This window comes from Delftia sp. WSY_7 (genome assembly GCF_043104845.1).
GTDB classification, from domain to species: Bacteria; Pseudomonadota; Gammaproteobacteria; order Burkholderiales; family Burkholderiaceae_C; genus Comamonas; species Comamonas tsuruhatensis.
Genome location: NZ_JBICLB010000055.1, coordinates 381,577 through 407,407, shown reverse-complemented (window position 1 = coordinate 407,407; position 25,831 = coordinate 381,577). Strand labels below are relative to the sequence as shown.

The 25,831-nt window shown below is 61.6% G+C and carries 26 protein-coding genes and 1 pseudogene; 11 read left to right on the top strand and 16 right to left on the bottom strand.

Translation table 11 applies throughout. The features are described from left to right. Nucleotides 1–142: 142 nt before the first annotated feature. Nucleotides 143–496, bottom strand: coding sequence for an H-NS family nucleoid-associated regulatory protein (locus ACF8ME_RS28600; RefSeq protein WP_392419252.1), 354 nt, complete (start codon nt 494–496; stop codon nt 143–145). Nucleotides 497–769: 273 nt separating this feature from the next. On the opposite strand from ACF8ME_RS28600, the gene ACF8ME_RS28595 reads away from it, so the two are divergent. The 3 genes from ACF8ME_RS28595 (at nt 770) to ACF8ME_RS28585 (ending at nt 2,423) form a co-directional block, all read left to right on the top strand. Beyond that, a complete protein-coding gene (locus ACF8ME_RS28595) occupies nt 770–925 on the top strand; it encodes a hypothetical protein (RefSeq protein ID WP_392419251.1) in 156 nt (51 codons plus the stop codon). A gap of 32 nt (nt 926–957) precedes the next feature. Next, entirely contained in the window at nt 958–1,050 is a 93-nt protein-coding gene (locus ACF8ME_RS28590) for a hypothetical protein (RefSeq protein WP_392419250.1), read from the top strand. A gap of 491 nt (nt 1,051–1,541) precedes the next feature. Beyond that, the gene (locus ACF8ME_RS28585) at nt 1,542–2,423 is read left to right on the top strand and encodes a LysR family transcriptional regulator (protein WP_392419249.1); all 882 of its coding nucleotides are present in this window, start codon (nt 1,542–1,544) and stop codon (nt 2,421–2,423) included. 15 nt (nt 2,424–2,438) lie between these two features. Here the strand turns inward: ACF8ME_RS28585 and ACF8ME_RS28580 are convergent. The 7 genes and pseudogenes from ACF8ME_RS28580 to sdhC form a co-directional block, all read right to left on the bottom strand. After that, nucleotides 2,439–3,428: pseudogene (locus ACF8ME_RS28580) on the bottom strand (aldo/keto reductase). A 12-nt stretch (nt 3,429–3,440) separates the two neighbouring features. Continuing rightward, nucleotides 3,441–4,268 (bottom strand): aldo/keto reductase, encoded by an 828-nt coding sequence (locus tag ACF8ME_RS28575; protein WP_392419248.1) that lies wholly within the window; start codon nt 4,266–4,268, stop codon nt 3,441–3,443. A 137-nt stretch (nt 4,269–4,405) separates the two neighbouring features. After that, nucleotides 4,406–5,674, bottom strand: a complete 1,269-nt coding sequence (locus ACF8ME_RS28570) for an MFS transporter (RefSeq protein WP_392419247.1) — start codon at nt 5,672–5,674, stop codon at nt 4,406–4,408. A 145-nt stretch (nt 5,675–5,819) separates the two neighbouring features. Then, nucleotides 5,820–6,665 carry an SDR family NAD(P)-dependent oxidoreductase gene (locus tag ACF8ME_RS28565; RefSeq protein ID WP_392419246.1) on the bottom strand — a complete coding sequence of 282 codons (846 nt, stop codon included), beginning with the start codon at nt 6,663–6,665 and terminating at the stop codon, nt 5,820–5,822. A 21-nt stretch (nt 6,666–6,686) separates the two neighbouring features. After that, nucleotides 6,687–7,844, bottom strand: a complete 1,158-nt coding sequence (locus tag ACF8ME_RS28560; protein WP_392419270.1) for a metallophosphoesterase — start codon at nt 7,842–7,844, stop codon at nt 6,687–6,689. Nucleotides 7,845–8,130: 286 nt separating this feature from the next. Beyond that, the gene (gene tnpB, locus ACF8ME_RS28555) at nt 8,131–8,424 is read right to left on the bottom strand and encodes an IS66 family insertion sequence element accessory protein TnpB (RefSeq protein WP_392419245.1); all 294 of its coding nucleotides are present in this window, start codon (nt 8,422–8,424) and stop codon (nt 8,131–8,133) included. 200 nt (nt 8,425–8,624) lie between these two features. Then, the gene (sdhC, locus tag ACF8ME_RS28550) at nt 8,625–9,065 is read right to left on the bottom strand and encodes a succinate dehydrogenase, cytochrome b556 subunit (RefSeq protein WP_392419244.1); all 441 of its coding nucleotides are present in this window, start codon (nt 9,063–9,065) and stop codon (nt 8,625–8,627) included. Nucleotides 9,066–9,165: 100 nt separating this feature from the next. Here sdhC and ACF8ME_RS28545 point away from each other — a divergent pair, with 100 nt between their 5' ends. Continuing rightward, the gene (locus tag ACF8ME_RS28545; RefSeq protein WP_392419243.1) at nt 9,166–9,783 is read left to right on the top strand and encodes a TetR/AcrR family transcriptional regulator; all 618 of its coding nucleotides are present in this window, start codon (nt 9,166–9,168) and stop codon (nt 9,781–9,783) included. A 223-nt stretch (nt 9,784–10,006) separates the two neighbouring features. On the opposite strand, the gene ACF8ME_RS28540 is transcribed toward ACF8ME_RS28545, so the two are convergent. After that, a complete protein-coding gene (locus ACF8ME_RS28540; protein ID WP_392419242.1) occupies nt 10,007–10,684 on the bottom strand; it encodes a FadR/GntR family transcriptional regulator in 678 nt (225 codons plus the stop codon). Between the two features lie 200 nt (nt 10,685–10,884). Between ACF8ME_RS28540 and ACF8ME_RS28535 the strand changes: the two genes are divergently transcribed. The 3 genes from ACF8ME_RS28535 to ACF8ME_RS28525 all read left to right on the top strand — a co-directional run bounded on the left by ACF8ME_RS28535 (nt 10,885) and on the right by ACF8ME_RS28525 (nt 13,924). Continuing rightward, nucleotides 10,885–11,766: a fumarylacetoacetate hydrolase family protein gene (locus ACF8ME_RS28535; RefSeq protein ID WP_392419241.1), complete on the top strand. Its 882-nt coding sequence runs from the start codon at nt 10,885–10,887 to the stop codon at nt 11,764–11,766. A 63-nt stretch (nt 11,767–11,829) separates the two neighbouring features. Then, nucleotides 11,830–12,813, top strand: coding sequence for a tripartite tricarboxylate transporter substrate binding protein (locus tag ACF8ME_RS28530; RefSeq protein WP_392419240.1), 984 nt, complete (start codon nt 11,830–11,832; stop codon nt 12,811–12,813). A 112-nt stretch (nt 12,814–12,925) separates the two neighbouring features. Further along, nucleotides 12,926–13,924 (top strand): aldo/keto reductase, encoded by a 999-nt coding sequence (locus ACF8ME_RS28525; RefSeq protein WP_392419239.1) that lies wholly within the window; start codon nt 12,926–12,928, stop codon nt 13,922–13,924. 33 nt (nt 13,925–13,957) lie between these two features. Here ACF8ME_RS28525 and ACF8ME_RS28520 read toward each other — a convergent pair whose 3' ends face one another. Further along, the gene (locus ACF8ME_RS28520) at nt 13,958–14,680 is read right to left on the bottom strand and encodes a TetR/AcrR family transcriptional regulator (RefSeq protein ID WP_392419238.1); all 723 of its coding nucleotides are present in this window, start codon (nt 14,678–14,680) and stop codon (nt 13,958–13,960) included. A 152-nt stretch (nt 14,681–14,832) separates the two neighbouring features. Between ACF8ME_RS28520 and ACF8ME_RS28515 the strand changes: the two genes are divergently transcribed. The 3 genes from ACF8ME_RS28515 (at nt 14,833) to rnk (ending at nt 17,288) form a co-directional block, all read left to right on the top strand. After that, complete coding sequence (locus ACF8ME_RS28515) at nt 14,833–15,255, top strand: carboxymuconolactone decarboxylase family protein (protein WP_392419237.1); 423 nt, start codon at nt 14,833–14,835, stop codon at nt 15,253–15,255. Then, nucleotides 15,252–16,442, top strand: coding sequence for an MFS transporter (locus ACF8ME_RS28510; protein WP_392419236.1), 1,191 nt, complete (start codon nt 15,252–15,254; stop codon nt 16,440–16,442). The genes ACF8ME_RS28515 and ACF8ME_RS28510 overlap by 4 nt, the downstream gene beginning before the upstream one ends. A gap of 441 nt (nt 16,443–16,883) precedes the next feature. Beyond that, nucleotides 16,884–17,288: a nucleoside diphosphate kinase regulator gene (rnk, locus tag ACF8ME_RS28505; protein ID WP_026062607.1), complete on the top strand. Its 405-nt coding sequence runs from the start codon at nt 16,884–16,886 to the stop codon at nt 17,286–17,288. 73 nt (nt 17,289–17,361) lie between these two features. Here rnk and ACF8ME_RS28500 read toward each other — a convergent pair whose 3' ends face one another. Beyond that, the gene (locus ACF8ME_RS28500; protein WP_392419235.1) at nt 17,362–18,519 is read right to left on the bottom strand and encodes an acyltransferase family protein; all 1,158 of its coding nucleotides are present in this window, start codon (nt 18,517–18,519) and stop codon (nt 17,362–17,364) included. Between the two features lie 189 nt (nt 18,520–18,708). On the opposite strand from ACF8ME_RS28500, the gene ACF8ME_RS28495 reads away from it, so the two are divergent. Beyond that, nucleotides 18,709–19,305, top strand: a complete 597-nt coding sequence (locus ACF8ME_RS28495) for a GbsR/MarR family transcriptional regulator (RefSeq protein ID WP_026062606.1) — start codon at nt 18,709–18,711, stop codon at nt 19,303–19,305. A gap of 199 nt (nt 19,306–19,504) precedes the next feature. Here ACF8ME_RS28495 and cydX read toward each other — a convergent pair whose 3' ends face one another. Genes cydX through cydD form a run of 5 tightly spaced genes read right to left on the bottom strand, consistent with a single transcriptional unit; the run spans nt 19,505 to nt 25,801 of the window. Then, entirely contained in the window at nt 19,505–19,630 is a 126-nt protein-coding gene (gene cydX / locus ACF8ME_RS28490) for a cytochrome bd-I oxidase subunit CydX (RefSeq protein ID WP_012204319.1), read from the bottom strand. A 49-nt stretch (nt 19,631–19,679) separates the two neighbouring features. Beyond that, nucleotides 19,680–20,831, bottom strand: a complete 1,152-nt coding sequence (cydB, locus tag ACF8ME_RS28485; RefSeq protein WP_017406272.1) for a cytochrome d ubiquinol oxidase subunit II — start codon at nt 20,829–20,831, stop codon at nt 19,680–19,682. 18 nt (nt 20,832–20,849) lie between these two features. Beyond that, nucleotides 20,850–22,436 (bottom strand): cytochrome ubiquinol oxidase subunit I, encoded by a 1,587-nt coding sequence (locus ACF8ME_RS28480; RefSeq protein ID WP_278537983.1) that lies wholly within the window; start codon nt 22,434–22,436, stop codon nt 20,850–20,852. A gap of 42 nt (nt 22,437–22,478) precedes the next feature. Beyond that, entirely contained in the window at nt 22,479–24,164 is a 1,686-nt protein-coding gene (locus tag ACF8ME_RS28475; protein WP_392419234.1) for an amino acid ABC transporter ATP-binding/permease protein, read from the bottom strand. Next, on the bottom strand, nt 24,161–25,801 hold the full coding sequence (cydD, locus tag ACF8ME_RS28470) for a thiol reductant ABC exporter subunit CydD (protein ID WP_047218621.1): 1,641 nt from the start codon (nt 25,799–25,801) through the stop codon (nt 24,161–24,163). The genes ACF8ME_RS28475 and cydD overlap by 4 nt, the downstream gene beginning before the upstream one ends. Nucleotides 25,802–25,831: the final 30 nt, after the last annotated feature.

Below are 25,831 nucleotides of genomic sequence, written 5' to 3'. Positions count from 1 at the left end.
CTTGTGTCCATTTTTATGATGCACGCCATCTATTGCTCATAACAGTAGCAAAGCCGCCTTGTCCGACGCGCCCGCCAGGCTTGCCTACTCTCTTCAAGAGCACACTCCAAATCGGAGGCAGGCCAAGGCAACATCAATTTTTTTACCGTTGGTTGCGACCCGCCGCGGCAGCCATCTCAGCCAGGAAAGGCGCGCGCTGGTGCGCTTCGTGTTCGGGCTGGACAATCAAGAAGTCCTCGCGATTTTTGCCAACAATCCACGTTGGAGGCTTCCCGCGGCCTGTCCATGTTTTCCCTGTGTCAGGGTCCTGGTACTTTGCCTCACCTGCCTTTTTATCTTTGAGCGGAACGAGCGGGAAGACTTGCTGCATCGTGAACCCAAACTCGCTGACGAGCTCTTGCACACGTCGCAGCGCAGCTGTTGACTCTCCCTTCTTCGCGGTTGCAATCTCTGCATCAAGCGCGGCTTTGGCCGCGAGCAGCTCTTTCAAATTCATGTTTCTACCTTGTATGTTTGTGAGCACTTCGTTGCACTCAATCATGAATTATCGAGCCTTCTAACCGCTGAACGGATGCACGCTAAGCAAATCACCATCAACGCTCACACAGGCGCAGCACAGGCCCACGGGGGGGGGGGAACCACACAATCTCGTCACACCTGCAGGACGCGAGCAGACTGTCGGGCGGCCATGCTTCACGTCCTTGCTGAGGGCCTCACAGGCACCTCGTCGAAGTCCAACGAATGTGCCCGAGAAGCGGCACCTACTCGCTTGAACAGCATCAACCGGTTCCACGTCGACGCGCGCTTTTCGGACATGGTCATCCATGGCAACTCCATCTATCTGGCTGGCCAAGTGCCTTCCGAAGGCGTTGAGGGAATGGTGGGGCAAACAGCAGACCTGCTGTCGACTTTCCACCGCTGCTGAACGAGGGCGGAAGCGACACACGGAGAGTTCTGGTGGCTACCATTTACTTGGCGGACATGGCCGACTACATAGCAATGAACAAGGCCTGGGACGCGTGGGCGCCCAAGGGCAATGCACCTCCTTGAGCAACCGCTGAGGCCCGCCTGGTGAACCCCTCATGGCGAGTTGAAATCGTTTTGTCGCAGCTTGCGAGTGAGACGGAGGCACTGTGGTTGACGTTACCCTTTGCTCGCTGTCCCGCTGACAGCCGCCATCCGCCACTTACGCCGCAAGTCGACACTGCGATAGTGCTGCGTGCGGTGGCAACAGGCGGGCGCGGCCCTGAGGCTATGACGGTGCTGGGTATCGCGGCGGTCTGTCTTGCCTGGAGCGCTGCAGCTGCCTGGGCTTGGGTGCAGTGCTGCATGCGTCTGAGCTGGCCTGCACGCTCGTCAAGTGGGCAGGGGCGGTCTATCCTGAGCGGGGACTTTATTTCGAATAGGACGGAGCTGGGAATACGGGGGGCAACATCATCTATAGTCCAGCTGCCCAAAGGATAGTGCTCTTGAAGTTCTGCTCATGGAGCTATCCTTTTGCCATGCCCGTACGTCCAACTACACGATTGTCTCGAGCCGACTTGGCTGACCTGAACGCCTTTCTGGCAGTTGAGCGTTGTCGGAGCTTTACTCAGGCCGCGGTCGAGCTTGGCATCACCGCTTCGGCAATCAGCCATTCCGTGAGGAACCTTGAGACCAGGTTGGGCGTTAGGCTGCTGAATCGGACCAGTCGGACGGTCTCTGCGACGGACGCAGGCACCCGTTTAGCCAAACGCCTTGAGGTTGGGTTTGAAGAGATAAGCGGAGCCCTCATCGAGGTGGACCAGCACCGAGATAGGCCAGTAGGGCGTCTACGCATCAATGCCCTCAGCGACGGAGCGCGGCTCCTTCTTGCGTCACGCCTGCCGACCTTCCTCGCGAACTATCCGGACGTGTCTGTCGAGATTGCGGTGGACGACAAGATGGTGGACATTGTCGCAGCGCAGTTCGACGCAGGCATCCGCTTTGGCGGAACTATCCCCACGGATTTTGTAGCCGTGCGTATTGGTGAACCACTGCGATGGGTGGCCGTCGCCGCTCCCAAATACCTGGCACGAACCAAGGAGTGCAAGGTTCCTGCAGACCTATCGAGCCACAATTGCATCCAGATTCGCACCGGCCAGGGAGTTATCTACCGCTGGGAGTTCGAGTGTGGAGATGAGAAGGTGGCAATCGATGTCCCCGGGCAGCTTTGTGTAAACGAGACGACCTTCGGTGTGGAAATGGCCTTGGCCGGATGTGGCGTCTTCTACTGCTTAGAGAGCCGCGTTTCCGACCATCTGGCGGCAGGTCGTCTGCAAATCGTGCTTCCTGACTGGGCACCGATAGAACCGCCGTTCTATCTGTATTACCCCGGCCATCGACAAGCTCCCCCGGGTCTGAGGGAGCTTATCGAGACGTTACAGAACAGTTCAGGCAGGTGATGCAAGCGTAGACGGTCAGTCGTGTCCGCTGATGTCATGGCTGACGTAATGCGCCGAAACCTCCGCTGTCTCCTCCGGAGTGAGGTGTACTTGCAGTGCGCCAACCGCATCGTCTAGTTGAGCAATACTTGATGCACCCACTATCGGCGCCGAAACTTGCGCATGATTCAGCACCCAGGATAGGCCAACCTGTGCCATCTTGACCCCACGTGCTGTTGCGACACGCTCGACCGCGTCAATGACCTTCCGGTCTGCATCTGCGGTTTTGTCGTAAAGGCGTCGTCCTACATCGTCTGCCGCGAGGCGAGCACTCTAAGCGCCGGAGGGACGAGCAAGGCGGCCGCGCGCAAGCGGGCTCCAAGGCAGAAGACCCACGCCATTGTCAACGCATAACGGAATCATCTCCCGCTCTTCCTCACGGTACAGCAGGTTTAGGTGGTTCTGCATGCTGACGAACTCCGTCCACCCGTTGGTACGAGCGACTTCCTGGGCCTTGGCGAACTGCCAAGCGTACATGGAAGATGCCCCGATGTACCGAGCCTTGCCTTCCCTCACCACATCGTCAAGCGCACGCATCGTCTCTTCGATGGGGGTCTCGTAGTCCCAGCGGTGGATTTGGAGAAGGTCCACATAGTCGGTACGAAGGCGCTTGAGGCTGGCTTCGACCTCGGCAATGATTTGCTTGCGTGAAAGGCCCTTGCGATGAGCTGTGCCATCTGGCTCTACGTAAGGGAAGTAGACCTTGGTCGCGATAACGATGTCTTCACGTCGTGCAAACTCTTTGAGCAACTGGCCGACGATGACCTCGGATGTGCCCGCCGAATAGCTGTTGGCCGTGTCGAAGAACGTGATACCGCACTCGACTGCATGTCGGATGATGGGTCGGGAGGCGTCAAGGGGAAGTGTCCATGGGGGTGTGCCAGCGGTTGGCTCGCCATAGGTCATGCACCCCAGACACAGTCGCGAGATGTCCAGGCCCGTAGTCCCCAGCTTCGTGTACTTCATGTGGCGCTTTCCTTAGAACTCTGCTGCCAGAGGATTGGGACCAATGCGCCCATCGCTCTTGTCCAAGCCAGCAATGACGGTGAGGTCGTCTTCATCCAGTGCGAAGTCAAAAACGTCGAAGTTTTCGGCGATGCGCGTCGGGTTGACGGACTTTGGAATGACCACGTTACTCAGCTCAATGTGCCAGCGCACGATGACCTGGGCTGCTGTCTTTGAATGCTTCTTCGCGATGGCTTCAATGCTCGGGTTCCGCAGCAGCCTGCCCTGCCCCAATGGACTCCAGGCTTGCGTCACGATGCCGTGACGCTCATGGAACGCGCGAAGCTCGCGTTGTTGAAACTGGGGGTGAAGTTCAACTTGGTTCAGCACCGGCACCACACCGGTCTCGTCGATGATGCGTGTGAGATGTTCAGGCTCGAAGTTGGAGACCCCGATGGAACGGATACGGCCTTCGTTTTGCAAGCGCTTGAAGGCTTTCCACGTCTCGACGTACTTTTTTCGTGCCGGCGAAGGCCAGTGGATGAGGTAAAGGTCGAGGTACTCCAAGCCCAACTTGGCCATGCTCGTATCGAAGGCCTTGAGCGTCGAATCTGCACCTTGCTCCGAATTCCAGAGTTTGGTGGTGATGAAGATGTCCGAGCGAGGAATGCCGGCCTCCTTGATGCCATCTCCGACGCCGGCCTCGTTTTCATAGACGGCAGCTGTGTCGATGTGACGGTATCCTGCCTTGAAGGCAGCAACCACGGCTTGTGCCGTCGCCTCCTGCGGCGTCTGCCAGACGCCTAGTCCGACTTGAGGAATGGAGTGTCCGTCTTGGAACGAGATTTGAGGTGCCTGCACTTGCGTGAATCTCCAATCTAAAAAGCAATGTTGTATCTACTTTTAGGCTGCCATGTAAAGCGTCGAGCATTCCAGTGGTGAAGCCGCCCTCCGCATCAGTCTCTAGGTCATAAATTGGTTCGTGTCCAACATCCCACTTAGTGCTGCTGCGCTGCGCGTACACGAGTGCAGTTCCCACGCGGCTCCCTGCCCGACAAGGATGAACGCTTCTCTATGGCGACGGAAGCGGTCATCACACAAATGCCGGCCAACGCCAGAGCAGCGGCCACCCACGCGGTCGACTGCCATCCAAATCCATGAGAGATGGCCATCCCGCCCAGCGCGGCGCCAATTGCGTTTGAGATGTTGAAAGCGCTGTGATTGAGTGCTGCAGCGAGTGTCTGAGCACTACCTGCCACGTTCATCAACCGAGTCTGCAGCGCGGGCACGAGCGCAAAGCCAACCCCAATAAGAAACAGGTTCACTATGGCCCAAGCAGGGCTGGAAGCAGTGAAGTAGAAGGCTCCGAGCACCATGAAGTTCCAGCCCATGATGAGGAAGATGGCAGGCACCAAAGCCTTGTCCGCGAGCCACCCGCCAAGCAAATTTCCAACGACCATCCCGATGCCCAAGAGGGCCAAGAACGTCGGCACGGTAGCTTCTTTAATTCCAGTCACTTCCGTAAGTGTCGGCGTGATGAAGCTGTAGACCGCGAACATACCGCCGAAGCCAATAGAGGCCACTGCCAACGTAAGCCAGACCTGGGGTAAGCGCAGACCGCTGAGCTCGGACATCGGGCTGGCAGCGCTGTCCGTGGGAGTCGAAGGCACAAGGAGTACCAGCAGCACTGCGGAGACCACACTCCCCACCGCCACCGAAACAAATGCAGCACGCCACCCCATGGCCTGCCCTAACCAGGTCGCAGCCGGCACGCCGACCACGTTGGCGGCGGCCAAGCCCAGCATGACGTAGCCAATGGCCTGAGCCTTCTTGTTCTCAGGGACCATAGCTGCAGCCACAAGAGAAGCTACACCGTAGAAGGCCCCATGCGGTAGTCCAGCGAGGAAGCGGCTGACCAAGAGGGAGCTGTAGTTCCAAGAGGCTGCGCTAGCTCCATACCCGATGGCGAAAAAAGCGAGTAGCAACAGCAAGAAGGTTTTGCGTGGCAACCTTGCGCCTAGTACGGCTAGAAGCGGCGCACCGATGACAACGCCGAGCGCGTACGAGCCAATGTAAGCGCCTGCGGCCGGAACCGAGACCTCTGTGCTCTTGGCCATGTCTGGAAGCAAGCTCATGGATGCGAACTCGCCGGTTCCCACAAAGAGGCCACCAAGTCCGAGGGTCAAGAGTGCCAGTGCAAGACCGTGTGGTGCTGTTACTGGCGTCCGTTCTCCGGGCAGAGAGGTGTTGGGTTCGGGTATTGCCATGTCAGTTTGTGATTTCTTGGAGTGTTGGGGACACGGGCTCGCGGAGTGCCCACGGCTCCCCCTCCCGTGGCATCGCTGAGCCAGAGCCACCTAAGGCAGGTGACAGCGACACGGGATAGGTCGAGACCCATGGAGGTGGCTGTCATCAAGGGCGCTCGAGGTACTCCGCAAATGCCTTGCGGTAATTCGGATGCCAACGAGAAAGCGCTGGTCGATTGAGGATGAGGTCATCGGCTGACCACTGCATGCGGCGCTGGTCCATCTCGCGGGTAACCTCGTTGTCCTGACAGAAGATGTAGAACTCATCCTGGCTCAATCCCAGCATCAGACGCTCAGCCACCTGGTCAGCGGTCCAGGGCGCATCGGGCTTGGCCGTGGTTGCGGTCATGCCTGGGAAGTTCATCGGAGTGAACGTGTAGCCAGGAATCAGGAGGTGGGCGCTGATGAGGGGCGTTCGCTCACGTAGCTCATGAGCCATTTGCTCGGTCAACACCCGCAGCGCAGCTTTCGACACGTTGTAGGCTGCATTGCCGGGAGGTGTCGTGATGCCTTCTTTGGAGCCCAGATTCACGATGGCCGCCGGGCTGGACTGAGCCAGCATGATGGGGACGAACAGGTTTTGCAGACTCAGCACGGCCCAGAAGTTGATGTCCATGACTTGCTTCCAGACTTCTGTTCTCTCCCATGGCCCGGCCTTCGAGATGACTGCCGCGTTGTTCACCAGGAAGGTGATGGGACCTAACGCGGCGGCGACGTTCTTCAGGCGGTCCAGAGCCTCCGGGCTGGTCACGTCACCGACCACGGTCTTCACCAGGGCACCAGGAAGGGCGCGTGAGATACCTGCGCCCGCTTGCTCAAGAGCCTGTTCGTCGCGGTCGAACATGACTACCGCCATGCCCTCCCTGGCGACGCGCTGGGCGATGGCAAATCCGATTCCGACAGCGGCTCCCGTCACAACGGCCACGCCGCCCTTAATGATGGCTGGATGCATAAGAAGTCCTTTGAAGATGGGTCAGTTCGCTCTTCGCAAGACGAACTTGGTGATTTCTGAAGGCACGCCGAGACGCAGGGGAAAGCCCATCCAAAGGCCGGTGCCGTTGCTGACGTACAGCGACATGCCGCCCACCTGGTAAAGCCTCGAGACGAAGCCCTGATTGGCTGGCCCGATGAGCACATCGATGCCTTTGACCATGCCGCCGTGGGTATGTCCGGACAACTGAAGAGCGACGCCGGCCACGGCGTTGTGCTCCGCCCCTTCTGGCCGATGGCTCAGCAGGATGACAGGGGTACCTGAAGGGGCGCCTTTAAGTGCGGCGGCCAAGTCAGGAGACGCGCCTTCATAACTCGCGGCTACGGGGTCAGTTACGCCTGCGATTACAAGCTGCGCCCTCCCCTGGGCTTCAACAACTCTATGACTGTTCTCGAGCATAGGAATGCCTAGCCGCTCAAACTCTGCGGTCCAAGCACGGTGGTCAAAGTAGTACTCGTGGTTCCCCGGAATCGCTAAGACACCGTGTTGAGCCCGGAGTGCTTTCAGCGGCGCGACGTCCGCTGCTCGGGCAGCCGGAGTACCGTCTATCAGGTCGCCCGTGACAACGATGAGGTCAGCGGAGAGGTTGTTGACCCGTCGCACTACCTGCTCAACCCAGGACCGCGGAAACAGCTTGCTGATGTGCAGGTCGCTCAGCTGCACCAGTTCAAAGCCATCAAGTTCGGGAGACAGCCCCTTGATGGGAAGGTCGACCTCATGAACGTCGGGAACCCGTATAGCTTGCCCCAACCCGACAGCTCCAAGGACGAGCGCTGCCGCGATGCTCACGTTGCAGACGAAGTGTCGTGCTTGCTGAGGTGCACGCCACCGCAGCAGTAGCGATACACCGTCAATCAACCCCACGAGGACCGTAAAGGCGACCAGCAACGCAAAGCTCCCAAATAGCCACCCCATCACGGCGACCACCGGAAAGGGAAGTTCCGGCGAGAACATATTGCCGAACAACAAGCGGCTAAGAAGGTGGTACTGAGAAATCGGCAGCAGGAGAACAGCAAGTGTTACTCGAGATGCCTTTGAAATGCGCAATAGCGCGACGACGCGCCAAAGTACAAGCAAATATCCGACAGCAACGTAGATGTGGAACACAGGATGCGAAAGTGTCAGCCCGAGGTTGAGCATCAACCGTTAGCTGTCATATTGATGAATTAATATCTATGATATTTGCAATCCCCCTAATGATTTATAAGTACACTTTCACCATTCATTGAATTTTGCTCATCCATCAATAGATGCGGTCGTACGCAATGGTCCGTCCCCCGGGTACAGGTGTCTCTTCGCTTGGCCACCTCACATCGCGGCATGGCGCATCGGTGCCGGTGCGTAGGCCCGGTCAAAGCTATTGGCACATCTCCCGATTGATGGCCACCGCCACGTCACGCGTCAGATGAGGGTGATGACCCCGGCCTCACCGAGGCGCTGCCACGGCAAGCCCAGCACGAGCGTATCGAGTTGCTTGCGTTGAAGAGATTGCTGCGCTGTGCCGCCTAGCGAACGCCAATGGAAGCGGCCCTAGTGCAGCCGGCGCTCGGCCAGCCAGCCAGATGCCCATGCCCTCGTGCACCAACACATCTAAGCGCGTGCCGCGCTTGTTGGCAAATAGGTAGGTATGCGGGTGTGCCGCGCCAAACACCGCCACCACACGCGCCAGAGCCGTCCCAGTGCCCGCGCGCATCTCCGTAGGCGTGAGGACCCGCCACACGGCGTCGATGCGCTTCTTGAGCGTCTAGCCAGCTGCCCGCTTCACGTGTGAACGAGCATCGGACAGATGTAGAACCTCGGCGCTTGCTTTAGGCAAAGAGTTATGGACATCCTGCCATTAGACCAAGCTCTTATGCCACGCCAGAGCGTCAACCACGCACTACAAAGGATTGCGTAGGAGCAACGTCGGGGCAGATGGACTCAATAGACCCCGAACAGCTTCAAGCCCAGCAGAAATGTCAAAGTCAAACTAACCGTGAGCACGACCTTTGCGCTACGCATTGCAGTCTTCTTTTCGGTAGCAGAGTGGCTGACATCAAGCCACAGGTATCGCAGTCCTGCAATCAGATGGTGCAGGAACGACCACAAAACGGCCAACAGCAGGCACTTCAGAAGCCAGCCAGGCACCCAACCAACTCCGTTCCTGAACACATTTTGCAGACTCGCAAATGACTCCTCCGAAGACAGCGACACATCGAGCACCCAGATGATGACCGGCAGGAGCAGAAATAGCACCAGGCCACTGACACGGTGCAACAGCGACACGATGGCGCTCGCCGGAAAACGCATGACGTACGCGGGCAAGTCGCTGAAAAGGCCGAGGTTGCGGAACTGAGGGCGTGGGGTACTGTTGCGAGTCATAGTGACTGTCTCCGAGGATGCAGCAAAAATGAACCATCGGGTTCAGTTAAGGATTGTACGCGGTTCTCATGTAAACTGAACCAACAGGTTCATTTTTAGCATGCGAAAAAAAACGGAAGAACGACGCCAAGCCATCCTGAAGTCTGCGGTTTCCGTATTCTGGAAAGCCGGCTACGAGCGCGCATCGATGAGCGACATCGCTCAGCAGCTAGGGTGCTCGAAGGTCACGCTGTACTCCTACTTCACCTCCAAGGAAGAACTCTTCTACGAGGCGATGCTGGAGGCAACCGAGGCCAAGTTCGCCGCTTTGCATGCAACTCTCCAACCGCAAGACGACGACGTTCGTGGGACGCTAGAGAGGTTTGGCATAAACGCGATGGAAATTGTGCAATCGCCTCAGGTGAGCGGAGTACGTCGGCTGCTTATAGCGGAGGCAGGCAAGCAAGACTCCAACATTGCAAAGCGCTGCTATGAATTGGGTCCCGCACGTACGAATGCGGTCGTTGCCGCTTACCTACAGCAGTTGATGAGTGCAGGGAAACTACGTTGCGCAGACCCTATGGTCGCCAGCTTACACTTGCGCGCTCTATTAGAAGCGGAATGGCTGGATGCTTACCTTTATGGAACCCTCGAGACGGTAAGCAACAAACAGCGTAAGGAAGCAGTCGAGCGCGCAGTAGATACGTTTTTGAGGGGATTCGCGGTGCAGAAACAGTGAAATCACACGAACACGATAGATTAATCGTGAGAACGACCTGACTTCTCACATGTAAAATCCATCAATGGCCTCTTACATCAATCACGTTGCGAGCCATTTTGTCGCGGGCCGTTCACCCTGGAGCAAGCAATAGAATCCGTTTGATTTTACTGGACGCGCTTGCCCCTATTTGATTATCGACTTCTCGCATCATGCAGTCGCTCTTTCCGGAGCAAGCTAGCATTTAGCTCCCCAGCAAGTTGCGTCGAACATGCATCAGATGGAATCGGGTGCATTCAATAGCGCGTTGCACGTCACGGTCTATTAGTGCCATAACAAGACCACGATGCTCATCTTGATATGCCAATCGACGTTTATCTGTCAGGCTATGACGTTTGAGTGCGCCCCAATCATCTTGTTGGCGTGCCTGATTCACCAGGCGCAAGACACTGGTGACCATTCCGTTATGGGCGGCAAGTGCAATGGTCTCATGCAGTTTGCTGTCCCAAACTTCAAACTCTTCCATACTGGTCGCAGCTTCAGCTCTTTCGCAGCATTCGAGCATCTTGGTGAAATCGCCTTGTGTGGCATTACGGACGACCAGTTCTAGGATGCTTGGCTCCATTGCCAAGCGGAAGTCCATTAGCTCTGCGGGGCTCACTGCATCAAATAGCTTCGACCCCGACTCTCTAACAACGGCACTACTGGGACGGTAGCTCTCACTTACATAAGTGCCACTTCCAACCGTTTGGGTGATGACACCTGCGGTCTTGAGCTGCGCGAGAACTCGCCGGACCGAAGAGCGACCTATAGCGAAATCCTCACTGAGCTTCCGTTCAGTGTCTATTCGGTGTCCAGGTGCCCACTGACCAGACTGAATTTTTTCAAGGATTGCATCCTTGAGCGCAGCGGTGTTGTCCATTGTTCCTCCTAGGGACCCAATGATACCAAGTGCTCGTCAAAAGCAACCAAACCAACCAATTCGACCCAATTTTTCCAACAAATTTAACCCGGGTATAAATATCTGTAGAGTAAAAAATAAACTTTGCAGATTTTTGTTGTTGCTCTAGAATCAAACCAATCCAGCCAAATTGGTTGGATTTTTGAACCAATTGGAGTGTTATGAAAATCGGTCGTGTTTCCCATCAAGCTCGTGTACGCCTTGTGTTGGTTGATGAAGCTCGCAAGAGCGTGCGCTTCGTAGGAGGCAGCTTCGCGTACAACCTCAACCCTGTGCAGGCGGTCATCGAACGTCGCCTCAGCGCAGCTGACCTCGAGCCTCTGGTTGAAGGCAGCGCCAACTTCTCGGAAGTGACCTTTCTCGCTCCGATTTCTCAGCCAGTGCGCAACATTTTTGCGGTCGGCAAGAACTACCGCGAGCACGCGGCAGAATTCGACAAGAGCGGCTTCAACGCAACCAGTGGTGCTTCGGCCATCCCGCAGTTCCCGCAAATCTTCACAAAGGCCACCACGTCGCTGGTCGGCCCTACCGACGAGATACGCTTCTCCGCTGCTCACACATCATCTGTGGACTACGAAGGGGAAATCGGTGTCGTCATTGGTCAAGAGTGCCGAAACGTGCGACCTGAAGATGCCTATGGCAAGGTTTTCGGCTACGTGGCCTTGAACGACGTCACGGCTCGCGACCTGCAGAAGAACCATGCGCAATGGTTCCTCGGCAAGTCGCTCGATACCTTCTGCCCTATGGGCCCATGGATTGGTACAGCCGATGAGGCCGCGCCAGAAACACTTCAGGTCCAGACGTGGGTCAATGGCGAATTGCGTCAAAGTGCTGTTCTTGCCGACCTCATCTTTGATGTCCCGACCCTCATCGCGACACTCTCCAAGGCAATGACTTTGCTGCCTGGCGACATCATTGCAACTGGTACTCCGGTTGGCGTTGGCATCGGCTTCACCCCACCGAAGTTCCTGCAAAACGGCGACGAGGTACGCGTTGCTGTTAGCGGTCTCGGCGAGCTCAACAATCGCGTTCGCACAAACTAATCGCCACAGAAGCGTTTAGATAAATGGCCTGGGACACCAGGCCAAACTATAACTGGAGACAAAATGAATAAATCGGTCCGAGCGTTCGCCCGGGTGGGCGGAGCTATTGCTGCGCTAAGCACTTCAATGTTTGCGATTGCAGATGGTGCATACCCTACAAGAGCTATTACGATGGTGGTGCCATTTCCACCAGGTGGCGCTGCAGATGTGGCAGCCCGACCTGTGGCAGATGCCATGAGTCGTTATCTGAAGCAACCCATAGTCATTGAAAATAAAGCGGGTGCAGGTGGCGGGGTAGGGATGGGCCAAGTCGCACGAGCCAAAGCTGATGGATACACCGTACTGATGGCACTATCGTCGGTTGTGGTGCTGCCAGAGGTCGATTCGGTGCTTGAACGTACGCCCATGTATGCGCTGTCCCAGTTGAAGCCTATTGCCCGCTTCACTGCAGACCCGTTGGTTCTCGTAGTTCGAGCAAACAGCCCTTGGAAAGATTTCCAACAATTTACGGCGGCAGCGAAAGCCTCCCCGGGCGGCCTGAGCTATGGCTCCTCCGGAAACTACGGCACTATGCATGTTCCCGTGGAGCAGATGCGTGCGGTCGTGGGAGCAGACTTTCTGCATGTTCCGTTCACGGGGGCAAGTCCGGCGATTGTCGCGTTGCTCGGAGGCCAAGTAGATTTCATCGCAACAGGTCCTTCGACTGTCGCTGGCCATATCCAATCAGGCCGGCTCCGTCCTCTGGCCCACTGGGGCAGTGGACCCGTGCCGACGTTGCCAGGGGTGCCATCATTGACTGAGATGAAGGTGCCGGTGACATACGCCCAGTGGACTGGCTTGTTTGCGCCCTCCGCTACGCCTGAGGCAGTGCTTGTGAAACTCAACGAAGCAGCCAAGTTCGCAGCGCAAGACGCCAAGGTAAAGCAGGCGCTAAAGTCGGCGGGCACCTATCTTCAGTTTCAAGATACCCCCGAGTTCGAGAAATTCATGGCGCAAGACGCGGCTGTGATGCGCAAGGTTGTCCAGCAAATGGGCAAACTCAACTGAGCCAGCATGTGCCATCGAACTACGACTCGGTGCAAGCGCCGCAGCAGCCTGTAGCGTGGACCAGGCTCCCTCAGAATCCGTCATCTTGCACAACGCTTCAAGGAACGAACCGATGGAATCACTCAAGTTGGGAAATGTTGGACCAGTGTCTTCAGCCATTGGTCTCGGCTGCATGGGGATGAGCGAGTTCTACGGACACAGCGATGATGCAAGCTCCTTGAGAACCCTTGCTCGCGCCTTGGAGCTTGGGGTCACTCATTTCGACACAGCGGACACCTATGGGTTCGGCCGCAATGAACAGCTGTTAGGCAAGTTCATCGCTGATGCAGCACCAAGCCAACGCGAAAAAATGGTCATCGCATCTAAGTTCGGCATCGTCCGTTCGGAGGACCAGTACGAACGCCGTATCGACAACTCGCCCGCCTACATCCGTAATGCGTGCGAGGCTTCGTTACGCCGTTTGGGTGTTGAGAAAATCGACCTGTACTACTGCCATAGAAGGGACCCCTTAGTCCCCATCGAGGACGTCATCGCTACGCTTGGCGACCTGGTGCGAGAGGGCAAGGTGGGTGCAATTGGACTTTCTGAGGTGTCAGAGCAAACGCTCCAGCGCGCCCATGCAGTGCATCCCATCTCGGCCGTACAAAGCGAGTATTCCTTGTGGAGCCGCGAGCCTGAACACGGGATGCTTCAGATGTGCCAAGAGCTCGGCGTGGCCTTCGTCGCATACAGTCCGCTGGGCCGGTCCTTCCTCACCGGTCCCGTCGATGTAAGCGGCTTAGCGGACAACGACTTCCGACGCATTCATCCCAGGTTTTCTGGCGATGCCGGCGAGCAAAACCGCCGCTTGGTTCAAGCACTGACAGAGTTCGCGGAAGGCCTTCGCGCAAGCACTTCGCAGATTGCCTTGGCATGGATTCTCAACAAGCATCCACACGTGATTCCAATCCCTGGCACGCGTCGCGTGGCATATCTGGAGAGCAATGTCCACGCAGCCGACATCCGCCTGACACCGGAGCAAGTGAAGGCTTTGGATGAGCTCTTTGACTCGGCCAAGGTCGCTGGCCAGCGATACCCCGAGGCAGGTTTCGTGGGTATCGAACGAAGCTAAACGACCGCACGTTCCTGCCCAGTTCGCGCGAAGCTACGCGCGATAGGTGTTCAAAAAGACCGCGACAGCTCCCTCCACGACTTTCTTGGTCTCGGCGCGCGTCAACGCTTTGGGGTCACCCATGACGCGCGCCCAAAGCACAGCTTCGTCCACGAGCCCAAGGAACTGGGTCGTGGCCAGCTTCGGGTCTGGCACCAGCAGTGCACCTCTTTCGCCAAGGGCTTGGATGTACCCCTGAACAGCATTGATGGCTGGCGTTTTTCCAACCTCAAAAAAGCGCTTCATAAGCCCTGGAAACCTCGTGCTTTCTGCGATGACTAGCCGCAGGAAAGCAATCGCAAGAGGCGGTGACCAAAACGACGCAATCCCGTAGCCAATGCGCCGCAAGCCTTGCTCTGGGTCGGACAAAGCTTCTTCATCCGTAGCGATGTCCATGACCGGGAACGCCATCCACATGCGCTCGGCCACCGCACCAAAAAGCTCTTCTTTGCCTTCCGGAAATTGGTTGTAGAGCGTTCTGCGCGCCACCCCAGCCTCAGTTGCCACCTTGTCCATGGTGGTCCCTTCGAAACCATGTTCGATGAACACACGCCCTGCAGCGACCAAGATGGCGTCCCGCTTTGAGACACGAAGCGGCAGCTCCAGCAGTTGGTCGAACAAAGGTGTCGCAGGGGCAACGTGTGGGGGCGCCTTTGCAGGCACAGTCTTTTTTGCACTCATGAGTGTAAAATTGCACAGGCAGTGCAATTCCTGCATGCCATCGTTACTTACCAAAAATCATAGTGAGGCGCGCGCTTCCAGGAAGACCGCGCAGGGTCTGAATTGTCCCCTGTATGCGAAGTGCACGCAGGGCACATCAGGTCTACGTCGATTCTTTGCATCTGCCCACACCATTCCAACAGTTCAAAGTGACCAGCACTCTTCACACCCAAACAACTTCCGCGTGCAACGCGGACGCCGCGACCACCTTCGAGCAGGTCTTCGCATCGCCAGCAGCCAGCTTTGAACAGGACATCAATGCGCTGGCCCATGGTTTCGGCACCCTGATTCTGGATACGGAGTTTGGCAACATCTACTCGCGGCAAGGCTTGGACCTTAAGACGCGAGAGCTTTGCATCATCGCCTCGTGCGCAACGCTGGGAAGCACTGGAGAAGGTGCGCTGCGTATGCATGTGCCGGCAGCCATCCGCGCCGGAGCCACATGGGCGGAAATTGCAGAAGTTCTCGTCCAGGTCTCCATGGCAGCAGGTCTTCCTGCGGCACTGAACGCACTGAAAGCCGCTAGGTCCGCTTACCTTGAGAGCGGGCTACACAATGAGGTGGTGAAGTGAACGAGAGCAAAGGCCTGCTTCCTGGCGTGAATGCCTGGACGCTCCCGTTGATGGCGTTGGGATGCGGGGTGATGGTCGCCAACATCTATCTGTGTCAGCCGCTACTGGCCCAGCTTGCCATCGCCTTTGGGGTCCCTGAGCAACAAGCCTCACTCGTGGCTGTTGCTTGCCAGGTGGGATACGCCCTTGGAATACTGCTCATCGTTCCACTGGCGGATGTGGCAAACACCAAACGGCTGGTGCAGGCGCTGTTACTTGCATCTACTGCAGGGCTGCTGATTGCGGCTTCTTCGACGGGTATTTGGCAACTGCTTGCAGCGAGCCTGGTGATTGCCGCAGCATCCGTCGTGCCTCAGGTTTTGATACCCGTATCAACCAGCCTCGTTCAACCAGCACATAGAGCGAAAGTAGTTGGGAAGCTGGTTACTGGGCTCATCCTGGGAATTCTGTTATCACGAACCGTCTCTGGAGCGGTCGCAGAGTTTGCTGGCACCTGGAGGGCTGCCTATGTACTGCAAGCCCTTGCGGTCATCGCATTGCTCGTGGCGCTTCCGAGGTTCCTCCCCGCTCGTGCGGCTTCAGCCACATCCACCACGTATAGCGAGTTGCTGTCGTCGCTTGTACCTCTGCTCAGGCACCGTGAACTGCGGCTGTCGATGGTGCTCGGCTTTTGTGCCTTTGCAGCGTTCTCCGCGGTATGGGCCACCTTGGCATTTCACCTGGCTAGCGATGAGTTCCGGATGGGTCCCGCCGCAGCAGGCCTCTTCGGTTTGTATGGCGCACCAGGTGCTCTCATGGCTCCGCTAGCGGGGCGTCTCTCGGACAAGTATGGGCCGAGCAAAGTCAACGCTGCGTCACTTTGCGCTGTTGCGCTCAGCGGCATGGTAGCCATGGGCCCGGGCAAGACTTCCATGGTCGCACTCGTGCTCGCCGTGAACTTGCTGGACTTCGGCGTCCAGAGTGGCCAGATTGCCAACCAGGCTCGGATTTTTGGACTGGGTCAAGAATTCCGCGCTCGACTCAACACGTTGTACATGGTGGTCAACTTCGCTGGCGGAGCGCTGGGGGGGCTTGCAGGAGGCATTGTTTGGCACCTGGCAGGCTGGCATGGAGTTTGTTTGCTCGGCGTGTCACTCACATGCGTAGCCGGTGCATTTCTTGCACTATCGGCTTTCAGGCGGAGCTGACGTATCGCGACCGGTGTGAAGTGCTGCAGCCGGCGCCCAGCCAAATTAAGGCCGGGCGCCGAAACGCTTTCAGTGCACTGCCTCTTCAGCGCGCGCCTTACGGACCCGGGCCGTGTCGTGATGAGGCGTGGGAGGACTGGAAAGCATAAAGCAACTGTATAAAAATACAGTCATACCAACAAGCACTCCCCGCATGCCTGCGGTTGCGAAGTGGGTTTTGCCGGCTTGGCAAGTGCCCGCGCCAATCCGCACCGCACCGTGCGGGTTCGCTTGGCAGAACGCGCACGGGCCTGCACAATGGCCTTATCGCACCAACTTGGTGCTTTTCTCTTTTCTGAAGATGCCTTGGCCCGGACAACCGCGTTGCCCGGGCTTTTGTCCGTTTGGGCGCCGCTGCCCTTCACTGCAGCCACGGCGCAAGCACACAAGGGAGCCAACACCATGGAGCGCAAGCCCCACATCATTCTTTCGTCCCTGGACCTGGAACGCATCGAGGCCCTGCTGGACAAGCAGCCCGCCTTTCCCGGCCGCGAGGCGCTCGAGGCCGAGCTGGACCGTGCCGACGTGCTCGAGCCCAAGGAAATGCCGCCCAACGTGGTGACCATGAATTCCACGGTGCGCTTCACGCTGCTGGAGTCGGGCAAGACCAATACGCTGACCCTGGTCTATCCCAAGGAGATGGATGGCAGCGCCGACAAGGTGTCGGTGTTCGCGCCCGTGGGCATTGCCCTGCTGGGCCTGAGCGTGGGCGACCAGTCCCGCATGCCCGGCCCCTCGGGCCAGGTCACCGTGCGCGTGGATGCCATCGAGTTCCAGCCGGAAAGCGCAGGCGAGCTGCACCGTTGAACGCCGACCGGCGTGAAGCGAAAAAGGCAGCCCACCGGCTGCCTTTGTTGTTTGTGGACTGACGCACCGCACCTCAGCGCAGGCCCGCCACAAATGCCGCGATCAGGCCGGTGCCCACCAGGCCCGCCTGCCAGCGCAACGCCATGTGCCAGCTGGGAACGTGGCGCTCCACGCGCTCGTACAGCAGATGGCCGGCCGCAATCGACAGCACAAAGGCCGTGCACATGCCCAGCAGGGCGGCGGGAATGGACTGCGACCAGAAATGGCTTTCCACGGCATTGACCAGCAGGCAGACCGAGAAGTGCACGAGAAACACCGAGTACGAAATCTTGCCCAGCCGGCGCAGCGGCGCCCAGCCTTGTGCCTGGGCAAACGCGGGGCTGCGCATGGCCGCGACCAGGGCCAGCGCCGTGGCACCGGCCAGCGCGATGCGGTCGCGCCACTCCAGTGCCAGCGCCGCCACGACCAGGGCCACGATCAGCAGGGACCAGCTCCAGGCCGTCGAGGACTTGTCCGCATGCGCGGCCCAGTAGGCCAGCATGCCCAGGCCGTAGGCGCCAAAGAAGTACGGCGCCCACACATCCCATTGCGCATCCAGATTGAAGCCCAGCAGCGAAGCCGCCACGCCGATCACCACCAGCGCCTGCGCCACGCTCAGCGCCCAGGGCCAGCAGCGCGACAGCGCCTGGCCACCGAAGCGGCGGCGCAGCAAGGCGCCGCCCCAGCGCGTGCCGGCCAGCAGCAGCGCCGTCAGCGCAAACAGCTGGAAGTCGATGGACACGTACCAGACGCCGGCGGACAGCGACTCCTCGCCCACGATGTTCTGCAGCAGCAGCGCATGCGCCACCAGCTGCCAGAGATCGGGCTCGCCCGACACCGAGGCATGGTCGAACCAGGGCCGCACGGTCGCCGAGACGACGACGGCCACGACCAGGGCCACGGCATAGGGCACGACCAGGCGCACGAAGCGGCGCCCGATGCGCGACCACGGATCGCTGTGCTGGCCGTGGCCTTGCGGCGCCATGCTGGCTGCCGCCAGGTAGCCGCCCAGCACCAGGAAGATCTGCACGGCCATGCGCGCATATTCATAGAGCCAGTCGATGAGGTCCGGCGCGGCCGGATGGGCGATATCGGACATGGGGCCGTAGAAGGCCAGGTGGTGCCAGACGATGGCGGCACAGGCCAGGCCCTTGGTGCAGTCGATCAGCGCACTGCGGCTAGCGTGGGACATGGGGCAATCTGCAATCTGCGAACGGGTCGGGAAGCGGGAAGCGGGAAGCGGGAAGCGGGAGGCGCTGGGCCCGGGCCGCCTGGCCACAAGCCCGCAAAGGCGCCATTGTGCGCCTTTTGACTGCGTCTTGCAGAAAGCTGACGCACCGCTTTCCAAGCCGCACAGGACATGCCGGCACGCGAAGGCACAATGCATGCCATGACGCAACCCAAACCTCTTCCGGCGTTGAACCGGCAGTTCGTCTCGCACTTCGGCGAGATGGGCAGCCGCTGGGGCATCAACCGCACGGTAGGCCAGATCTACGCACTGCTGTTTCTTTCGCCCGAGCCGCTCAATGCCGACCAGATCGCCGAGACGCTGGAGTTCTCGCGCTCCAACGTGAGCATGGGGCTCAAGGAATTGCAGGCCTGGCGCCTGGTGCAATTGCGCCACCAGCCCGGCGACCGGCGCGAGTATTTCGAGGCGCCGCAGGATGTCTGGGAAATCTTCCGCCGCCTGGCCGAGGAACGCCGCCGCCGCGAGATCGAGCCCACCCAGTCCATGCTGCGCGCCGCCATGCTGGAGGAAGTCACCACCGAAGAGGAACGCTACGCCCAGCAGCGCATGCGCGACATGTACGAGCTGATCGACCGGCTCATGAACTGGTTCGACGACGTGCAGCGCCTGTCGCCCGAGACCGCCATGCAGCTCATGGGCATGGGCACGGCCGTGACCCGGCTGCTGGATCTGAAGGACCGCATCACGGGCGGCAAGGGCCGCGCCAAGGCGGATGACACCGACGATTGAACCTGGCAAGCCTGCGTACAAAAATGAGCTCCCGAGGGAGCTCATTGTGTTTACAGCAATGCTTCATTGGCGGTAAGCGCGTGCAAAAACTGGCGTAGCCCAAAGCGAGGAACACCGAGCAAGGGCCGCCCCCGCAGCGAGGGTGTCGTCCCCCTCTCGAAGAGAGAGGGGGAAGGCGCGAAGCGCCTCAGGGGGAGCTTTATTTCTCCCGGGCCAGGAGTTCGCGGCGCGTGGCCTCGTCGTCCATCAGTTCGTACCACATCGCGTTGAGCACCGCGAAGGCGGCCGCCAGCGGCAGGCCGAGCAACCAGGCGAAGTACCACATGGTGTTGTGTCCTTTCTTGACGTTGACTGTCGTTTCTTGATTCGGTGGATCAGTACGAGTGGCCGCGGCCCTCGATGATGGCCATCGGGTCGACCTTGCCGCGCAGCACGCTGTAGACCCAGCTGGTGTAGGCCACGATGAGGGGCACGAAGATCAGCGCGCACACCAGCATGATGAACAGCGTCACATGGCTGGACGAAGAGTCCCAGACCGTGAGGCTGTGCTGCGGGTTCAGCGACGAGGGCAGGATGAACGGGAACATGGACGCCCCCACGCTGGCGATGATGCCGGCAATGCCCAGGCCGCTGGACAGCAGGGCCAGCCACTCGCGGCGCAGCCACAGGCCCAGCGCCGCCAGCAGCGGCATCAGCAGGCCGATGGCCGGCACGGCCCAGAGCACGGGCCGGGCCTGGTAGTTGGCAAACCAGGCGCCCGCCTGCAGCGCAGCCGTCTTGAACAGCGGATTGGACGGTCCGGTGGTGTTGACCTCGCTGGTGATGCGGTAGCCGTTGAGCGCGGCCAGCCACACGCCGGCCGCCGCGAACAGCACCGTGGTGGCGACGGCCGCCACCATGCCGAGGCGGCGCGCGCGCGCGGCCACATCGCCCTCGGTCTTGAACACCAACCAGGACGCACCATGCATGAGCAGCATGCACAGCGAGACCAGGCCGGCCAGCAGCGCAAACGGGTTGAGCAGGCCGAAGAACGTGCCCTCGTAGTAGATGCGCATGTCGGGCGCCAGGCGGAAGGGCACGCCCTGCAGCACATTGCCAAGGGCCACGCCGAAGATCAGCGCGGGCACCACGCCGGCCATGCACAGCACGGCATCCCAGCGCGCGCGCCAGGCCGGCTCCTCGCGCTTGCTGCGGAACTTGAAGGCCACGGGCCGCAGGATCAGCGCCACCAGGGCCGCGAACATGGCCAGGTAAAAGCCCGAGAACGACACGGCATACAGCTGCGGCCAGGCCGCAAAGATGGCACCGCCGCCCAGGATGAGCCAGACCTGGTTGCCTTCCCAGACCGGGCCCAGAGAGTTGATGACGACGCGGCGCTCCACGTCGGTCCTGGCCGCCAGCGGCAGCAGCGCGGCAGCGCCCAGGTCAAAGCCATCGGTGACGGCAAAGGCGATGAGCAGCACGCCCAGCAGGCCCCACCACAGCAGGCGCAGGATGTCGTAGCTGATCAGTTCGTGAAGAATCATGGTGACAATCTCCCTTGGTCATTGCCCGCGGGCGAGTTTTTGCATCAGAGGGAAGTAGGTGGTCAGGTGCGGTGCGCTTTCCTCCTGCGGTCCCTTGCGGATGGCCTTCACCATGAGCTTCATCTCGATGACGAAGAGCACGGAGTAGATGGCGATGAAGCCTGCAATCGTCAGCAGCAGCGTGCCCGCGCCCAGGTTGGAGACGGCCAGCGCCGTGGGCAGCACGCCTTCGATGATCCAGGGCTGGCGGCCCACCTCGGCCACGATCCAGCCGCACTCGGCCGCGATCCAGGGCATGGGAATGGCGATCACGGCCAGCTTGAGCATCCACGGATGGGCGTCCAGCCTGCGCCGCACCGACAGCCAGAAGAAGGCCGCCGTGAGCGCGATGAAGAACATGCCCAGCCCCACCATGATGCGGAAGGCCCAGAACAGCGGCCCCACGGCCGGCACGGTGTCCCAGGCGGCCTGGGCGATCTGCGCGTCCGTGGCCTGGCGCGGGTCGTCCACGTAGCGCTTGAGCAGCAGCGCGTAGCCCAGTTGCCCGCCCTTGTCCTCGAAGATGGCCTTGGCCTCGGCCGGCACCTGGCCCGTGGGGCCGGCGGCGCGGATGGCCTCCAGCGCGCCATAGGCCTCGATGCCGTTGCGGATGTACTGCTCGGTGCGCTGGACCAGGTCGTTGATGCCGGGGATCTCGCTGGTCAGCGAGCGCGTGCCGATCAGGCCCATGACCCAGGGAATGTGCACGGCGTAGTGCGTCTCGCGTGCAGCCTTGTCGGGGAAGCCGAAGGCCGTGAAGGCGGCCGGTGCGGGCTCGGTGTCCCACATGGCCTCGATGGCGGCCAGCTTCATCTTCTGGTGCTCCGAGGACAGGTAGCCGCTTTCATCGCCCAGCACCACCACCGACAGCGCGGCGGCCAGGCCGAACGAGGTGGCCACCGTCATGGAGCGGCGCGCCAGCTGGATGTGCCGGCCCTTGAGCAGATACCAGGCCGAGACGCCCAGCACGAAGATGGCCGCCGTCACGTAGCCGGCCGAGACCGTGTGCACGAACTTGGCCTGGGCCACGGGGTTGGTCAGCACCGCGAAGAAGTCGGTGACCTCCATGCGCATGGTCTGCGGGTTGAAAGCTGCGCCCACGGGGTTCTGCATCCAGCCGTTGGCGATCAGGATCCACAGCGCCGAGAAGTTCGAGCCCAGGGCCACGCACCAGGTGGTCACCAGGTGACCGACCTTGCTCAGGCGGTCCCAGCCGAAGAAGAACAGGCCTACGAAGGTGGCCTCGAGGAAGAAGGCCATCAGCCCCTCGATGGCCAGCGGCGCGCCGAAGATGTCGCCCACGTAGTGGCTGTAGTAGCTCCAGTTCATGCCGAACTGGAACTCCATCACGATGCCTGTGGCCACGCCCATGGCGAAGTTGATGCCGAACAACGTGCCCCAGAACTTCGTCATGTCGCGCCAGATGGTGCGGCCCGTCATCACGTAGACGGTCTCCATGATGGCGATGATCACGGCCAGACCGATGGTCAGCGGCACGAACAGGAAGTGGTAGAGCGCCGTTACCGCGAACTGCAGCCGCGATAGATCGACGATGTCGAGGTCCATGGTGAGATCCTTTCTCTCGGGGGTACTTGGTGAAATCCTTGATCAGCCGTCCTGCCGCAGGCGCGCCAGGGCCGCCTCGAACGGCGGTGTGCCGCGCAGCGCCTCGGACACCACGCGGCCCTGCTCCACCCACAGCAGCCGGTCGGCCAGTTGCGCCTCCCGCAGCTTGTGGGTGGCCAGCACCAGAGTGCGGCCCCGGGCTGCACTGTCCAGCCGCACCAGCAGGTCGGCGGCCGTGCGTGTATCCAGGCCCTCGGTCACTTCGTCCAGCAGCCAGCAGTGCGCGGGGCTCAGCAGCAGCCGCGCCAGCGCCAGGCGCCGTGCCTGGCCGCCGGACAGGCCCAGCCCGCCCTCGCCCAGCCGCGTGTCCAGGCCCTGCGCCATGGCGCGCACATCGCCGGCCAGCCCGGCGACTTCCAGCGCCGCCCACAGCGTGTCCTCGGCGGCCTGGGGGCAGGCCAGCAAAAGGTTGTCGCGCAGGCTGTCCTCGAACAGTTCGGTGCGCTGCGTCATCCAGGTGCAGCGCCGGGCACGCACGGCGCCGGCCAGCGGCTGGAGCTCGCCGGCCATCAGGGACAGCAGCGTGGTCTTGCCCGCGCCGCTTGCGCCCAGCAGGGCGACACGTTCGCCTTCGGCGATACGGATGTCCTGGGCCAGCACGGCGGCACGGGGTGCCACGACCTGCTCCAGCTCAACCGCCAAGCCCTGCCCGGGCGCAGCCGGTTCGCAGGCGCCTTGCGCAGCGCCATCGCGCAGGGCAGGCGCCAGCCGGCGCGCGGCCAGCCAGCTGCGGCCGGCCTCCAGCGCGCCACGGCGCAATGCCGCAAAGGGCTCCATGGCCGTCAGCGCCAGCAACAGGGCCAGCGCAGCCACGGGGGCGCCCAGCAGGCCGGCCTCGGCCAGCCAGCCTACGGCCAGCAGCACACCGGCCAGGGCCAGGGCGCCGCACAGGCCTTGCACGAAGGAAGTTCGGGCCTCCAGGCCGTGGAGTGCGGCGTCGGCCTCGGCCACGCGGGCGTCCAGGGCGGCAATGCGTTCGCAATGCGCGGCCAGGGTGCCGGCCATGGCCAGCTCCGCCTGCCCGGCCACCAGGTCGGCCGTGCGGGCGCGCAGGGACTCCAGCGCCAGCGCGCGGCGCACGGCGGGCCGGCGCGCACTGCGGGCCAGCCACAGGGCGCTGCCCAGGCCCGCGGCCAGCAGCCACGCAGCCAAGGCCAGGCCCAGCCACCAGCGCATCAGGCCCAGCGCCAGGGCGGCCACCAGCGTGGCACCCGTGGCGGCCAGCAAGGGCACGAACAGGCGCAGGTACAGGCTGTCCAGCGCATCCACGTCGGCCGTCAGCCGCTGCAGCAGGCGCGCGGGCCGCAGGCGCAGGCTCAGGGCGGCGGCGGGAGTGGCCCAGCTGCGCAGCAGCCGCTCGCGCAGGGCGGCCAGCACGGCCAGGGTGGCGTCATGGGTGACCAGCCGTTCGGCATAGCGCGTGCCCGTGCGGCCCAGGGCCAGCAGGCGGATGCCGGCCGAGGGCATGAAGACGTCGAAAACGATGGCCGTGGCCGGCAGCAGCCCGGCCACCGCCGTGGCCGTGATGAACCAGCCCGACAGGCCCAGCAGCGCCATGCCCATGAGCACCGTGAGCAGGGCCAGCAGCGCGCCGCCAAGCCACAGGCGGCGGGGCGCCATGCGCGCCAGGGCGGCCAGCACGGGCCGGAGGGTGGAGCGGGGCTTCATGCGGCCAGCTCCTGCGGGGCGGCATGGCCCGCCAGCTCCACCACGCGGTGCATGGCAGCGGCCAGTTCGGCATCGTGGGTGGCGACGATCAGCGTGCGCCCGCGTGCCAGTTGCAGCAGGGCATCGGTGACCTGGGCGGCCGTGGCCGGGTCCAAGTGGGCCGTGGGTTCATCGACCAGCAGCAGGCCTGCATCGCGCGACAGGGCCAGGCGCGCCAGGGCCAGGCGCACGATCTCCCCGCCCGACAGGCCGGCTCCGCCCTCGCCCAGCGTGGCGCCGGCACGGGCCTCGGCCAGCTTGCCCAGACCGGCCAGCCGCAAGGCCTGGCGCAGTTCGCCGAAGGTGAATCCCGGGCGGCCCAGCCGGAGGTTTTCGGCCACCGAGCCGGCGAACACATGGGGGCTCTGCCCCATCCAGGCCATGCGCGCGCGCAGCCGTCCGGCCGATTCGCCGTCGAGCAGCTGGCCGTCGATATGGATGCGCCCAGGCTCGGCCACCGGCAGCAGGCCGGCAATCTGCGCCAGCAGCAGCGACTTTCCGCTGCCGCTGGGGCTCCACAGCGCCACATGCTCGCCAGGCCGCACGTCCAGCGTGAGCGCCGGCAGCGTGACCGCGCCGCCTGGCGCCTGGGGCCGCACCTGCTCCAGGTGCAGGGCGCAGGCCTGGCCGGCCGCCCTGCCGGGCGCAGCCAGTGCGCCGGGCAGCGGCTGCGCATCGCGGCCCAGCTCGCCCAGGGCCTGCAGCGCAGCCTCGCCGCTGGCGCGGTCGTGCCAGACGGCAGACAGCTCACGCAGGGGATCGAAGAAGCTGGGCGCCAGCAGCAGCACGAACAGCGCCTGGCCCAGGCTCAGTGTCTGGCCCCAGCTGCCAAAGGGCAGATGGCCCAGCAGGTGAAAGCCCACGTAGACGGCCACCATGGCCACGCCCAGGGCCGAGAACAGCTCCAGCACCGCGGAGGACAGAAAGGCGATGCGCAGCACGCGCATGCTGCGTTCGCGCAGGGATTCGGCATTGGCGCGCAGCCGCTGCGCCGTGGCATCCACCGCGCCCAGGGCGCGCAGGGTGGACAGGCCGCGCAGGCGGTCGAGCAGGAAGGCGTTCATGCCGCCCAGCTCCACCATCTGCGCCTGGCTGGCCGCCTTGGCGCGCCAGCCGACGATGGCCATGAACAGCGGGATCAGCGGTGCGGCCACCACCAGGATCAGCGCCACCACCCAGCTCTGGCTGGCCACGGCCAGCGCAATCACCAGCGGCACGGTGCGCACGCGCCACATGGCGGTCTGGTAGCGCGACAGCCAGGGCACGATGGCCTCGGCCTGCTCGGCCATGGCGCTGGCCGCCTGGCCCGAGGCCGCACGCTGGCGGTCCAGCGGCGAGGTGCCCGCCAGCGTGCGCAGCACCTGCGCGCGCAGCGCACTCACCAGGCTGCGCGCCTGCAGATTGGCGCGGCGCGTGCCGCTGGCATCGCACCAGGCGCGCAACCCGCCCAGCAGTGCCACGCCGGCCGCGAGCTGCCACATTGGCCACAGCGGCTCTCTGCCCGCGCCATCGGCCATGGACTGCACGGCCAACGCCAGCAGCAGCGCCTGGGGCAGCCACAGCAGCGAGGCCAGCACCAGGCGCCCCGTACCCGCCATCGGACGACGCGCCAGCTGGTGGAACTCAGG